Source organism: Actinopolymorpha pittospori (genome assembly GCF_014873875.1).
Lineage (GTDB): Bacteria > Actinomycetota > Actinomycetes > Propionibacteriales > Actinopolymorphaceae > Actinopolymorpha > Actinopolymorpha pittospori.
In genome coordinates, this window is record NZ_JADBEM010000001.1 from 6364559 (window position 1) to 6378015 (window position 13457).

The 13457-nt window shown below is 68.3% G+C and carries 14 protein-coding genes; 4 read left to right on the forward strand and 10 right to left on the reverse strand.

What is annotated here, in order from left to right:
• Positions 1–175 precede the first annotated feature (175 nt).
• The gene (locus tag HEB94_RS29730) at positions 176–2134 is read left to right on the forward strand and encodes a glycoside hydrolase family 9 protein (protein ID WP_337918047.1); all 1959 of its coding nucleotides are present in this window, start codon (positions 176–178) and stop codon (positions 2132–2134) included.
• An 18-nt stretch (positions 2135–2152) separates the two neighbouring features.
• Here HEB94_RS29730 and HEB94_RS29735 read toward each other — a convergent pair whose 3' ends face one another.
• A complete protein-coding gene (locus tag HEB94_RS29735) occupies positions 2153–2503 on the reverse strand; it encodes a DoxX family protein (protein WP_192752939.1) in 351 nt (116 codons plus the stop codon).
• 110 nt (positions 2504–2613) lie between these two features.
• Positions 2614–3132, reverse strand: a complete 519-nt coding sequence (locus HEB94_RS29740) for a hemerythrin domain-containing protein (RefSeq protein ID WP_192752940.1) — start codon at positions 3130–3132, stop codon at positions 2614–2616.
• A gap of 79 nt (positions 3133–3211) precedes the next feature.
• Between HEB94_RS29740 and HEB94_RS29745 the strand changes: the two genes are divergently transcribed.
• A complete protein-coding gene (locus HEB94_RS29745) occupies positions 3212–3676 on the forward strand; it encodes a MarR family winged helix-turn-helix transcriptional regulator (RefSeq protein ID WP_192752941.1) in 465 nt (154 codons plus the stop codon).
• 21 nt (positions 3677–3697) lie between these two features.
• Here HEB94_RS29745 and HEB94_RS49595 read toward each other — a convergent pair whose 3' ends face one another.
• Positions 3698–4321 carry a DUF2087 domain-containing protein gene (locus tag HEB94_RS49595; protein ID WP_202896633.1) on the reverse strand — a complete coding sequence of 208 codons (624 nt, stop codon included), beginning with the start codon at positions 4319–4321 and terminating at the stop codon, positions 3698–3700.
• Between the two features lie 148 nt (positions 4322–4469).
• Here HEB94_RS49595 and HEB94_RS29755 point away from each other — a divergent pair, with 148 nt between their 5' ends.
• A complete protein-coding gene (locus HEB94_RS29755; RefSeq protein WP_192752942.1) occupies positions 4470–5426 on the forward strand; it encodes a hypothetical protein in 957 nt (318 codons plus the stop codon).
• Positions 5427–5558: 132 nt separating this feature from the next.
• Here the strand turns inward: HEB94_RS29755 and HEB94_RS29760 are convergent, their stop codons facing one another.
• From HEB94_RS29760 to HEB94_RS29790, 7 genes are all read right to left on the reverse strand, one after another.
• Positions 5559–6110, reverse strand: a complete 552-nt coding sequence (locus HEB94_RS29760) for a DJ-1/PfpI family protein (RefSeq protein WP_238361673.1) — start codon at positions 6108–6110, stop codon at positions 5559–5561.
• Positions 6111–6178: 68 nt separating this feature from the next.
• On the reverse strand, positions 6179–7060 hold the full coding sequence (locus tag HEB94_RS29765) for a Gfo/Idh/MocA family oxidoreductase (protein WP_192752944.1): 882 nt from the start codon (positions 7058–7060) through the stop codon (positions 6179–6181).
• Positions 7061–7114: 54 nt separating this feature from the next.
• The gene (locus HEB94_RS29770; RefSeq protein WP_202896634.1) at positions 7115–7750 is read right to left on the reverse strand and encodes a GAP family protein; all 636 of its coding nucleotides are present in this window, start codon (positions 7748–7750) and stop codon (positions 7115–7117) included.
• Between the two features lie 30 nt (positions 7751–7780).
• On the reverse strand, positions 7781–8776 hold the full coding sequence (locus HEB94_RS29775; protein WP_192752945.1) for a TIGR03842 family LLM class F420-dependent oxidoreductase: 996 nt from the start codon (positions 8774–8776) through the stop codon (positions 7781–7783).
• A 35-nt stretch (positions 8777–8811) separates the two neighbouring features.
• On the reverse strand, positions 8812–10215 hold the full coding sequence (gene hydA, locus HEB94_RS29780) for a dihydropyrimidinase (RefSeq protein ID WP_192752946.1): 1404 nt from the start codon (positions 10213–10215) through the stop codon (positions 8812–8814).
• Between the two features lie 14 nt (positions 10216–10229).
• Positions 10230–11069, reverse strand: a complete 840-nt coding sequence (locus tag HEB94_RS29785) for a nitrilase-related carbon-nitrogen hydrolase (protein ID WP_192752947.1) — start codon at positions 11067–11069, stop codon at positions 10230–10232.
• Between the two features lies 1 nt (position 11070).
• On the reverse strand, positions 11071–12615 hold the full coding sequence (locus HEB94_RS29790) for an NCS1 family nucleobase:cation symporter-1 (protein ID WP_192752948.1): 1545 nt from the start codon (positions 12613–12615) through the stop codon (positions 11071–11073).
• Between the two features lie 67 nt (positions 12616–12682).
• Between HEB94_RS29790 and HEB94_RS29795 the strand changes: the two genes are divergently transcribed.
• On the forward strand, positions 12683–13444 hold the full coding sequence (locus tag HEB94_RS29795; protein ID WP_192752949.1) for a DUF2267 domain-containing protein: 762 nt from the start codon (positions 12683–12685) through the stop codon (positions 13442–13444).
• Positions 13445–13457: the final 13 nt, after the last annotated feature.

Sequence of the window (13457 nt, forward strand, 5' to 3'; positions counted from 1 at the left end):
GGGCTTTTCCGCCTTTCTCGATCACATGAAATGCCGTCTTTGCTGGCAACGGGGAGTTCCGGTCCAGGTTGAGCGGAAGTGGCCAAGCCGCGATTGACACTCGCGGAACGCGACTGCCACCATCGCGGGCTGACCCTCCGGGTGGGTCGGGACCGCAATCCAGGACCACCCCCTGGTGCCCTACCGAGCTAGGAGGCCCGAGATCCGCGCCACCCTGCATCGCGTCGTCGCCCTGTGCGTACTGACCGCGCTTCCGCTCACCGTCCTGACGGCATGCTTCGGATCCGCCGCGGAGGCGAAGCCTTCGGCAGCGAGCGGGCGTGCGCAGCTGAGCTCGGAGGGCGGCGATCCGACCGCGCGCGGCACCGGACCCCGCGTCCGGGTGAACCAGGTGGGTTACCTCCCGCGAGGGCCGAAGAACGCCACGGTGGTGAGTGCCGCGACCGAACCGCTCACGTGGCAGCTGCGCGGTGCGGGTGGCCAGGTGGTGGCGCGGGGAAAGTCGACCCCGCGGGGACTCGACCCGGCCTCGGGGCAACGCGTGCAGACCATCGACTTCGGATCCTTCGAACGACCAGGCAGCCGCTACACGCTCACGGCTGACGGAGCGACCAGCTATCCGTTCGACATCTCCGATCACGTCTATGACGGGTTGCGCTCGGATGCCCTGAAGTTCTTCTACATCCAGCGCAGCGGCATCCCGATCGAGAGTTCGTTGGTGGGTGCGCGCTACGCCCGCCCGGCCGGGCACGTCGGCGTCCCCCCGAACACCGACGACGCCGACGCCTCGTGCCAGAAGGGCGTGTGCGACTACCGTCTCGACGTCCGCGGTGGCTGGTACGACGCCGCCGACCAGGGCAAGTACGTCGTGAACGGCGGGATCGCGGTCTCCCAGCTGCTCAGCACCTGGGAACGCGCCTCGCACGCACCGGGCGATCAGACCAAGGCGTTGGCCGACGGCAGCCTTCGGGTGCCCGAGCACGGCAACGCGACCCCCGACATCCTCGACGAGGCGCGGTGGGAACTCGCGTTCCTGCTCCGCATGCAGGTGCCGCCCGGGCTGCCACTCGCCGGCATGGCGCACCACAAGATCCACGACCGCGCCTGGACGCCGCTCCCGACGTCGCCTCAGGACGACCCGCAACCCCGTGAGCTGCACCGCCCGTCGACCGCCGCCACCTTGAACCTCGCGGCCGCCGGGGCCCAGTGCGCCCGGGTCTTCAAGCCCTTCGACCACGCCTTCGCCGATCGCTGCCTGAGCGCCGCGAAGACGGCCTGGACGGCCGCGAAGGCCCACCCGAAGATCTACGCGAGCGACTCCGACGCGGGCGGCGGCGGAGCGTACGGCGACCGCGACGTCGACGACGAGTTCTACTGGGCGGCCGCCGAGCTGTACCTCACGACGGGGCAGCAGACCTACCTTGACGCCGTTCGTTCCTCGCCACTGCACCGGTCGGACGTCTTCGCCCCCGGCGGGTTCGGCTGGCAGTCGGTGGGTGCTCTTGGCCGGCTCGACCTCGCCTCGGTGCCAAGCCGGCTGCCGGCGGCGGAGCGTCAGTTCGCGCGTGGCTCGGTCATCGCCGCGGCCGACACCTATCTCGCCAGGCAGCGGCGGCAGGCGTACGGCGTCCCCATTCGCAACGACGCGGCGTCGTACGCCTGGGGCTCCAACGCCAACATCCTGAACAACCTGGTCGTCATCGCGACGGCGTACGACCTGACCGGTCGGGCCGGCTACCGCGACGGAGCCCTGCGTGGCATGGACTACATTCTTGGCCGCAACGGCCTGAACAACTCCTACGTCACGGGATACGGCGAGCACAGCTCGCAGAACCAGCACAGCCGGATCTTCGCGCACCAACTCGACCCGAAGCGGCCGCACCCGCCGACGGGCACCCTGGCCGGCGGCGCCAACGCCGCCTTGCAGGACCCGGTGGCGCAGAAGCGGTTGGCCGGATGCCGTCCGCAACTGTGCTACCTGGACGACATCCGTTCGTTCGCGACCAACGAGTACGCCATCAACTGGAACTCCGCGCTGACCTGGATGGTGTCCTTCGCCGCCGACCAGGGCAGCGCCGACCAGGGCAGCGCCGACCATGCCACGGCCGGCGACCGCGCGACGGCGAGGTCCTGAGCAGGCCGGGTCTGGAGCTCAGGCCATCAGGCGAAGGACGAGCGCGACGATCCCGAGAACCAGCAGAGGACCGGGGACGGACAGTCCGCCCTTCGTGTCGCTCGCACGCACGTGCGTGGTGACGGCGCCGACGAAGTAGAGAATGATGCCGATCGCGGCGGCAATGCCGAGCGGTGCGACGAAGATGCCGACGATGAGGCCGAGAGCGCCGGCCAACTCAGCGGTCGCGAGGTAGGGGAACCAACTCGTCGGTACGCCAACCTTGGTGAGACTCTCGGTGATCCGCTGGTCCTTGACCAACTTGCCGCGCCCGGACATCACGAGGACGGCGGCGAGGACGATGGCGACGATGATGTAGCAGATGTACATGTCGCTCCTAGGCGCACGGTGTGGCGGCGATTTCGCCTACCGGAAAAGGATTGTCGTGCAGCGGTGACGTGTTGTCCATAGCGATCGGCAACCGCGCGGCGCCGCCGACCTCAGGTCGGCCAGTGGGTCCAGCGCCGCATGGTCGGGATGATGGATCCCTCCTCGAAGTCGAGGTGGGCGAGGAGAACCTCGCTGAGTTTCTCCAGCGCGTTGACCAACTGTGCGCGCACACCTTCGTCGTCGCTCGGACCGAGCTGGACCGCGAGGGCCTCGACGTCGTCGAGCAGGTCGGAGACGGCTCGGTGGTCCGCCTCCAGCCGATCGACCGTCGGGCCGAGGCTCGGATCGCTGCGGCGAAGGGCAGGGAAGAGCTGGACGTCCTCGAGGCCGTGGTGGGCGTGGACGAACCGGCAGTAGCGCAGGCAGTTGACCCGGAGCTGCCACAGCGGACTCAGCGTCTGCAGGGAGCGGATCGTGTCCTGAACCGTTTCCGTCGCCACGCCCGCGTTGATCGCGGCGACGAGGTCGCGCACGGCCTGGAGGTCGTGGCGGACCATCGAGTGGATCCACAGGAACTCTCGTACCAGCGGGTCGCCAGGAAGCTCCTCCACGTCGGAGTCTTGCGTCATGGGCGAGACGGTAGCAGATCGTTGAACCACGTCAACGATCTATGATCGCAAACGCTGGAGGGTCTGCTAGCGTACGGTCATGGTCGGGGAGGTCGTGCGCACACCAAAGGTCACCGAACGGATCGGGTTCCTGCTCGCCCGTCACGCGGCGATCACGGATCGTCGGATCCGGGAGGCCTTCGGTGCGACGGGGCTCACGCCGCGCAGTGGACTCACCCTCATGCACCTCGCCGAGACGGGGCCGATCAGCCAGCAGGCGTTGATCGAGGTTCTCGGCGTCGACCCCAGCGTGATGGTCGGCATCCTCAACGACCTGGAAGACCGCGGACTCGCCGAACGCCGCCGCGACTCCGCCGACCGGCGCCGGCACATCGTGAGGATCACCCGGTCCGGCACGACTCTGCTGACCAAGGTCCAGCGCGCCCTGACCGCGGTGGAGCGGGACCTGTTCGCCGACCTCGACGACGAGGAGGTCGCCCGCCTGCACGACCTGTTGGGTCGGATCAGGACGGCGCCCGACGATCCCGCCTGTACAGAGCACTGACGCTCCGTCGGGAGTCCGGCGTCACCGAGGTTCGCCGGCCGGCTCGGTTCGGACGTAGACGGATCGTTCCCGCGTGAGGTGACCGTGGTCGACCAGGAGTCGGCGAAGCGACGCGTGATCGTCGTGGACGACCCGCACCACCTCGTCGACGTCGGTCTCGGCATAGGCCCGTCCGAACTCGAACAGCGTCGCCAGGGCGGCACTGAGTTCGGCCTGGACCGGCCGGGTCTCCGGCAGTCGGACGAGACGGCCGTGTGAGAAGAGCCCGGCGGTGCGGGGAAACTCCCGGGCCAGTCGCTCGCCGGTGGTGTTCTCGTCGAGGTGCGCGACGACCTTCCGGATCACCTCGACGTCGACGGTCATGGTGCGCCCTTCCCGGCGTAGTAGCTGCACCGCCACGAGGCGGCTCACGGCGTCCCGTACGACATCGATGTCGAGGCGAAGGGCAGCCGCGCAGTCGGTGAGGAGAGTGCTGCCTGCGCGCTCCGCGTTGAGCACGAGCCAGGAAAGCACGGCGAGGCGTTCGGAGTCCGCCAGGGCGGCGAGGCACTGGGCGGCACGGCTACGCGCGGCGTCGGCGTTGGGTCGTCGCCGCGAGGAGGCGAGGTCACGCGCACGTGCCTCGCGCGATGGTGTCGAGGGCATCTGGTCAGGCTACGAAGCTGCCGACCTCACCTCCACCGAATTAGTCGCTCCCTCAGGGCTTGCTCGGTGACGCCCCTGATTGACCGGCCTCCTCGCCGATATGTAGAAAGGTTACCTATAGACGTCTCTCAGGAGGAAGGAAACCCCAGTGCGTAAGGGATATCTGGCCGCCGGCATCGCGGCGCTGCTTCTGTCCACGGTGCCGGCCGCCGCCAACGCGGCGAACGGCGACGCTCCGGTCGTCACGTCGGCGATCGAGCCCACTCGGGAGCGCCCATGCCAGGCGCCTCCGGTACCACCGAGCGACCCGCCCCTGGAGGTCGATCCGGACCAGCTCGCCGCTCCGGCCGGAACGGGCCGTCCAGCCGATCCGGCCGAGACCGCGATGGTCCAGGCGGGCATCGACAACTTCCTGGCCTGTCTCAACTCAGGTGACCATCGCAAGGCCTCCGCGCTGTTCACACCACGGTTCGTCCGTGACTACATGGGCCAGCAGGACTACGAGGAGGTGTCGAACATCCTCGGCGGGATGCGCATCGACGACATGCGCATCAGCGGCGTGACGGTCTATGCGGACGGCAGCTTCACCACGGAAGGAAAGTACGTCGCCTACGGTCACTCCCTGGTGAACGAGCGGCAGTACTGGTGGCGCGACGACGACGGGTACCTCAAGCTGAACTGGACCGAGGCCCTCCCGTCGGAGATTCCTCGCCACGCCGTGCGGGTGGCCGTGGACATGGGAGAGTACTTCTTCCGGCTCTCCCAGACCCGCATCTGCGCGCCGGCCGGCACTGTTGTCCTCGACATCCGTAACGTCGGCGCGGAACCGCACGAGGCGATCCTGGTCCAGCTTCCAGACGGTGCCACCCCCGCCGACATCTTCAACGGAAGGTTGACACCCGACCAGGTGCGGACGATCGGCCAGGGCGGTGCGAACGCGGTGCTCTCCCTCGTCCGCGTCCGACCGGGCACCTACTGGCTGATCGACTTCATTCCGGCACCGGACGGGGTGCCCCACGCCGTGCACGGTCAGGTCGCGCGACTCACCGTCGAACGTCAGGCGTCGGCGTGTAGTCAGGGCAACCCGGAAGGGGAGGTCGAGTAGCGAACGTGGGGGAGCGAGGCCCGGACGAGGAGAGCGAGGCGCCCGGAAACCCGGTCGGCGGCGAGGAGGTGGTCCAGCGACCGGGTTGCCGGATCTCGATCGGGTTCGACGACCGGGTGGCCGACGCGTGTGTCACCGCACCGGCTGGGGTGCCTTCTGCTGCAGGAGATGCATGAACTCGTGCATCCATGCCGGATGGTCGTTCCACGAACGTCCCGAGATCACGTGTCCGTCCACGACCGCCGCCTCGTCGGCGAACTCCGCACCCGCGAGCGTCATGTCCGGTTCGAGTGCGGGATAGGCGGCCGTACGACGCCCCTCCAGAACTCCGGCCGCGGCGGGGATCAGCGGGCCATGGCAGAGTTGGGCCACCGGCAACCGGTCGAGGTAGAAGTGCCGGACGATCCGCAGGCAGTCGGGGTCGTTTCGGATGTACTCCGGTGCGCGTCCACCAGGAATGACCAGCGCCACGTAGTCGGAGGGGTCCACGTCGGCGAAGGCCACGTCGGCCGGCCAGGTGTAGCCCGGCTTCTCGGTGTAGGTGTCGAAGTCCTCCTCGAAGTCGTGCACGACGAACCGGAGCCGCTTCACCGTCGGCGCGGCGATGTCGACCTCGTAGCCCTCCTCGATCAGTCGCTGGTAGGGATACATCACCTCGAGGGACTCGGCTCCGTCGCCAGTCATGATCAAAATCTTCGGCATGTTTCTGCCACCTCCGGGCAGGGTTGGTGTCCGCGGACCAGGCTCGTCTGTCACATACCCCGATAGAGGTCCGTCTCCGCGTTGTCGAGAATCTGCTGTAGGTGAAGCCCTCGACGCACATCGAGGTCAGGTTCGTTACCCGCCTCGACCGCCACCGCGAACTCGTCGTACATCGTTTCGAACGTGTCCGGTCCGACAGCCGTCGTACAGTCCACGTCTGCCGTACCACCCGGGCCGACCACTTCCGCCTCCGCGCGGTCGGCTTGGCCCTCGACGCTGGCATACAGAGAGACTTCGCTGAAATGCCCGCCCTCGTGCTCGAGCATCAGACCGACCCACCCGCCCGGGTCGCCGTGGGCGCGGACCCCGAGCACCCGGCCCAGGACGGCGTCGAGAAGGTCCACCAGGTCTGGCCCGTGCGCCATCAGCACGCCCCGCTCGATCTGCCATGGACTGCTCCGGTCCGGGTGCGCGAGCACTCCGGAGATGACCCGACCGCTGCCGCCCTGCGGCCAGGCGCGCGGGGCGACGACCTCGACGAACTCGCGTACGGCGACGGAGTAACGCCAGGTCAGGGCGAGTTGCGACACGACCTTGGCACTGATCACGGCGTCCGTCACCCGCTCCGCACCGGCGAGATCACCCGCCAGCGGCCTTTCCAGCAACATGGGCTTGCGAGCCTGCGCCGCGCTCTCCGCAAGGTCGGCTTGCACAACGGGAGGTACGGCGAACGTCACGGCGTCGCATTGCGCCAGGAAGTCGACGTACCGGGTGAAGCCCGGCACGTCATAGCGCTCCGCGAGGTTGCGCACGAGTGCCGGTGTACGTCCCCAGACCGCGGCGAGCCGGATGCCGGAACACGCCGCGATCGCCGGGGCGTGTACCCCGGTGCCTCGGCGCCCCGCGCCCGCGAGGCCGACGGCCAGCGTCACCATTTCACTGTAGGGCGGAGACTCCGGCGCAGGGCGCGCCGCGCCCCTCGGGAGTCACACGAGCTTCTGGACGGTGAGAACCACGAAGATCAGCAGTACGATCTCGCTGACGACCCAGGAGTTCCGGTTCATCCAGTCGCGAACGCTCGGGAGCATCGCCCGACCGCGGTCGCCGAGTGCGAGGACGGTGAGCGCGGGCAGGGATAGGAGCACCAGGGTGAGTGCGACAAACGGCAGCAGATACCACCATGGCCTGCCTTCGGTGGCGAGTCGGAGTCCCACCGTGAGTGAGGTCACGAGGTCGCTCGGGAAGAGGCCGAGCAACAGGAATCCGAGCCCGAAGGAGAACCGCGCTCCCGCTGTCTGCAGCTTGCCCATCCAGGCCGGGGGATCCGGGCGCCCGCGCCGGGCGAAGACGTGGATCATGGCGAAGAGCAGGAGCACGAGGATCGCCAGGTTGATGCCTCGTCGCGCCGCGCTCTGCTCGGTCGTGCCGTAGGCGCTCCTGGCAAGGTCGGCCGCGAAGTAGCCGATCGTGCACACCGCTGTGATCGACACCGCGGCCCCCGCGACGTAGGCCAGGGAGTCCGAACGCCAGCGTGGGTTGGTCGTGAGGAGGACCGCGCTGATCAGCTGCGGCCCGGCGACCATGACGAGGGCGAACGGGAGCAGGATGAGGAGATCTCCCACGGCTGGGTCCTGTCCGGTCGATCGGAGGCGTCAACGCAGCTTGTCGACGACGTGGTGGCCGTACGCCCGAAGTGTCTCCTCCGGACGGTCGTGCATGAGGTAGAGCGCGAACTGCTGGACGCCTATCTCCGCGAGTTCCTCGAGTCGTTCGACGTGCGCGGTCTCCGGACCGAGCACGCAGAACCTGTCGATCACCTCGTCCGGGACGAACGCCGTCGTCGGGTTGCCGGACCGGCCGTGGCGACCGTAGTCGTAGCCTCGCCGACCTTCGACATAGCTGGTCAGCTCGTCCGGGATCGCACCGTGCGCGCCGTACCGCGCGATCAGTTCGGCGACGTGGTTGCCGACCATGCCGCCGAACCACCGGAGTTGGTCCCGCTGGTGGGCGAGGTCGGTCCCGACGTAGGCGGGAGCCGCGACACACATGGTGACGGCACCGGGATCCCGACCGGCCTCGACGGCGGCCTTGCGCACCGCGCCGATGGTCCAGCGGGCGATGGTCGGGTCGGCTGTCTGGAGGATGAAGCCGTCGCCCACCTCTCCCGCGAGTTGGAGGGCCTTGGGGCCGTACCCTGCGATCCACACCGGCAGCCGCCCGTCCCGAACCCACGGGAGGCGTACCGGCACGCCGTTGTGCACCACCTCACGTCCTTCGGCGAGCTCGCGGATCACGTGTGTCGCGGCGCGCAACTCGGCCATGGACGCCGGTGGCTGCCCGATCACCCGCCGGGCGGAGTCGCCGCGTCCGATGCCACAGACCGTGCGGTTGCCGAACATGTCGTTGAGGGTGGCGAACTGCGAGGCGATCACGGACCAGTCCCGTGTGCCGGGGTTCGTCACCATCGGGCCGACCGTCAAGCCGGCCGTGGCGGCGAGTATCTGCGTGTAGATGACGAACGGCTCCTGCCACAGGACATGGGAGTCGAACGTCCAGCCGTAGGTGAACCCGTTTCCCTCGGCCGTGCGCATCCGTTCGACGACGGTCCGCGCGGGCGGATCCGCCTGCAGGACGACTCCAAGATCCATGACACACCTCCACCGTGACGGCGACGACCAGGACGTCAGTGCAGGTACTGGCAGGGTTCGCGGGCGAGGAAGCGACCGTGTCCTGTACGGCCCAGGAACGATCCACGGTCGAGAACGACCTCTCCACGCGAGACGACGGTCTCGACCCGGCCCAGGACCTGGAGGCCCTCGTAGGCCGAGTAGTCGACGTTCATGTGGTGGGTCTGCACGGACAGGGTCTGCACCGCCTGCGGATCGTAGATCACGATGTCCGCGTCCGACCCCGGGCCGATCGTTCCCTTGCGTGGATACAACCCGAACATCCGCGCCGGCGTCGTCGAGGTGATCTCCACCCAGCGGGGGAGTGAGATCTCGCCGCGCACGACCCCCTGGTGCAGCAGGTCCATCCGGTGCTCGACGCCCGGCATGCCGTTCGGAATCTTGGAGAAGTCGCCCCGCCCCAGCTCCTTCTGCTCCTTGAAACAGAATGGGCAATGATCGGTTGACACGACCGAGAGATCGTTCGTACGTAGGCCGCGCCACAACTCGGCCTGGTGGCTCCTTGGCCGCAGTGGTGGCGAGGCGACGTACTTCGCTCCCTCGAAGTCGGGTCGGTCGAGGTCGTCCAGGGACAGGAAGAGGTACTGCGGGCAAGTCTCGGCGAAGACGTTCTGGCCGGCGTCCCGAGCCGCGGTCACCGCGCTCAGGGCCTCGCTCGCGGACAGGTGGACGATGTAGAGAGGCGAACCGGTGACCTTCGCCAGGGCGATCGCGCGGTGGGTCGCCTCGGCCTCGAGTTCGGTCGGTCGGGTCACGCCGTGGTGGACGGGATCGGTCCGCCCCTCCGCCAGCGCCTCCGTGACGAGTTGGTCGATCGCGATGCCGTTCTCGGCGTGCATCATGACCATCGCTCCGATGTCCCTGGCCCGGCTCATGGCGCGCAGGATGTCGCCGTCGGTGGCGTAGAAGACGCCCGGGTAGGCCATGAACATCTTGAAGCTGTTGACGCCCGCGTCCACGCAGGCGTCCATCTCCTTCAGCGTCGCGTCGTTGACGTCGGAGAGGATCAGGTGGAAGCCGTAGTCGACCGCGGCCTGCCCGTCCGCCTTCTCATGCCACTTGTCCAGCGCGGACAGGAGGGAGGATCCCTTCGGCTGGACGGCGAAGTCGATGATGGTCGTCGTCCCGCCCCAGGCGGCGGCGATCGTCCCGGTCTCGAAGGTGTCGGAGGAGAAGGTCCCCCCGAAGGGCATCTCCAGATGGGTGTGCACGTCGACGCCACCCGGGATGACGTACCTGCCGGTCGCGTCGATCACCTGGTCCGCGCCCGTCGCCCAGCGGTCGGCGAGGCCGGAGTCGGGGGAGGCGAGGGCCGCGACGCGTTCGCCGGAGACGAGGACGTCGGTCGGTGTCGCGCCGGTGGCGGTGACGACGAGACCGTCGCGAATCACGATGCTCATGACGGGCTGTACTCCTACGGTGTGGTGAGCGGGGCGTAGGTGTCCGGACGGCGGTCGCGGTAGAACGCCCAGACGTCGCGAACCTCGGCGAGCACGTTCATGTCGAGGTCACGGACGACCACGTCGTCGTCGGTGTCCGAGGCGGCGTCGCCGAGGAGTTGGCCGCGCGGATCGACGAAGTAGGACTGGCCGTAGAAGTCGTTGTCCCCGAGCGACTCGGTGCCGACCCGGTTGATCGCGCCGACGAAGAACTCGTTGGCAACCGCGGCGGCGGGTTGTTCGAGTCGCCAGAGGTACTCCGAGAGTCCGCGGCTGGTCGCGGACGGGTTGAACACGATGCGGGCCCCGGCGAGCCCGAGCGCCCGCCAGCCCTCGGGGAAGTGGCGTTCGTAACAGATGTAGACACCGATCCGGCCGACGGCGGTGTCGAACACGGGATAGCCGAGATTGCCCGGACGGAAGTAGAACTTCTCCCAGAAACCCTTGAGCTGCGGGATGTGGTTCTTGCGGTGCTTGCCGAGGTAGCGCCCGTCGGCGTCGATCACCGCGGCGGTGTTGTAGTAAACCCCGGGTTGCTCTTCCTCATACATCGGCACCACGAGCACGACGCCGTGTCGGCGTGCGACCTCACTCATCAGGCGGGTGGTCGGTCCGTCCGGGATCTGCTCGGTGAAGGAGTAGTAGTCGGCGTCCTGGACCTGACAGAAGTACGGTCCGTAGAAGAGTTCCTGCAGGCACACCACTCGCGCACCCATGGAGGCCGCGGTCTGGACGTGCTCCACGGCGTTGCGGATCATCGACTCCTTGTCGCCGGTCCAGCGTTGCTGTACCAGTGCCGCACGGATCGTCTCCACGTCAGCTCCCCTGTTCCATGGGCGGTGTCCGCCTTCTCGTGAGTGTCGTCAGCGACAGGACGAGGTAGAGCACCAGCCCGGCGGCGATTCCGACCGCCCAGCTGTAGTCGTATAACGGCCTCAACACCGGGATGAGGCCATCGGCGGGAAAGGGACCCCTGCCGGGCAGGGAGTACGCGCCACCGACAGCGAGCAGGGACCCGACCAACGTGGCGAGCACGGCCCGCCAGTTCCAGCCCGCGGCGTACCAGTAGCGCCCACCGGGCCGGTAGAGCGCGGCGAGGTCGAGCCGGGTGCGCGACACCAGCCAGTAGCCGGCGACCAGCACGCCCGCGACCGAGGCGAGCACACCGCCGTAGAAGCCGAGCCAGGCGAAGATGTAGACGTTCGGGTCCGAGATCAACCGCCACGGCTGGATCAGGACACCGATCACGCCGGTGAGCAGGCCGGCCGTGCGGAAGTTGAGCCAGCGGGGGAGGGCGTTGGAGAAGTCGTAGGACGGGCTCACCACGTTGGCCGCGACGTTGGCCGACATGGTGGCGAGGATCGCCATCACCAGCCCGACGGTCACGACCAGCGGATGCTCGAACTGCCTGGCCACCTCCACCGGATCCCAGATCGCCTTGCCGTACAACACGATCGTCCCCGAGGTGATGATGATCGAGACGATGGAGATGAACGCCATCGTGGTCGGCAGGCCGAGTACCTGTCCGAGCACTTGCTGGCGCTGGCCCGCTCCGAACCGCGTGAAGTCCGGCATGTTCAGCGACAGCGTTGCCCAGAAGGCGATCATGCCCATCAGGGCCGGCCAGAAGACCGCCCAGAACGATGGGCCCCAGCCCAGCCGGGAAGGCTCGGCGAAGATCGGACCGAACCCGCCCGCGCGGGTCACGACGTAGACCAGCAACGCCAGGAACGCGACGGTCACCAGCGGGGCGGCCCAGTTCTCGAACCTGCGCAGGGCCTCGATCCCGCGGGCGATCAGGATCATCTGGACCAGCCAGAAGAACGCGAAGCTCAGCCACATCGTCCACGGTTGACCGAGGAGGGTCGCGGCGGCGCTCCAACTCGGTCCGAGGAGCTTCCCGGCGATCACGAAGATGGCCTGCCCGCCGATCCAGGTCTGGATCCCGAACCAGCCGCAGGCGATGAAGGCCCGCAGCAGGGCCGGCAGGTTGGCACCTCGCACGCCGTAGAACGCGCGAGCGAAGACGGGGAAGGGAATGCCGTACTTCGTTCCGGCGTGGCTGTTCAACAGCATCGGGGCGAGCACGATGACGTTGGCGACCGTGATGGTGAGGAACGCCTGGAGCCAGTTCATCCCGATCGCGACCAACCCGGACGCGAGGAGATAGCTCGGGATGTTGTGCGCCATACCCATCCACAGTGCCGCGTAGTTGTACGTCGTCCACTGCCGGCGTTCGACCGTCGTCGGTGCCAACTCGGCGTTGGCGTACCTGCTGCCCGCGATCACCGCGGCGTCGCGGAGCTCAACCCTCCCGTCGGGGTGGACCACCTGGTCCTGCGGAGCCGTCGTCTGAGTCATCCCTCACCCTTGGGCCGCGGCGCGTAGAGTCGTGAGCGACACCGCACCACAGACGGAAGCGATTCCCATGGACTATGAGCGGTTTCTCACCGTCGTGGGCGCTGCGGGCGGACTTGATCGGGACGGGGCCGAGCGCGCCACGACCGCGACGCTGGCGACACTGGCCGAGCGGATCTCGCCGGAGAAGTCCGGTGAGCTGCTCGCGGCACTCCCGCCGGAGCTGGGTTCGGCACTGCGTACCGAGAGCCCCGCGGAGCGGTTCGACGTCGACGAGTTCCTGCGCAGGGTCGCCACCAGGGAGCAGGGTGGCCCGGTGTTGGCCGAACGCGACGCGGGCGCGGTCTTCGAGGCGCTGTCACAGGCCCTTCCCGAGCCTCAGTACGCCGGTCTGGTGCGTCACCTGACCCGCGACTTCGCCTACCTCCAGCCAGGCAGGCCGGAGATCGTGCCGGAGGTGGAGTTCGTCGCCAAGGTGGCCGGGCTGGCCGGGCTGGACACCGACGCTGGACGTCGCGCGGTCGACGCGGTTCTCGAGACGCTCGCCGAGCGCGTCGCCGCGGGCGAGGTCAACGACCTGGTCGGACGGCTCCCGGCTGCCCTGCACGAACCCTTGCGTCGTGGGCGGTCGCACAATCCGGGACCTGGGCGGCGGATGTCGCCCGAGGAGTTCGTCGTCCGCGTCGCCGAACGCGACGGCGTCCCGCTCGAACAGGCTCTCACCCACACGCGCGCCGTCTGTGTCGTCCTTCGGGAGTCGGTGCGGGAGGACTTCTTCGACGCCAGCATGAGGCTCCCCGCCGATCACGCCGTGCTCTGGCAGTCTCCCTGAGAGACCGGCAGCC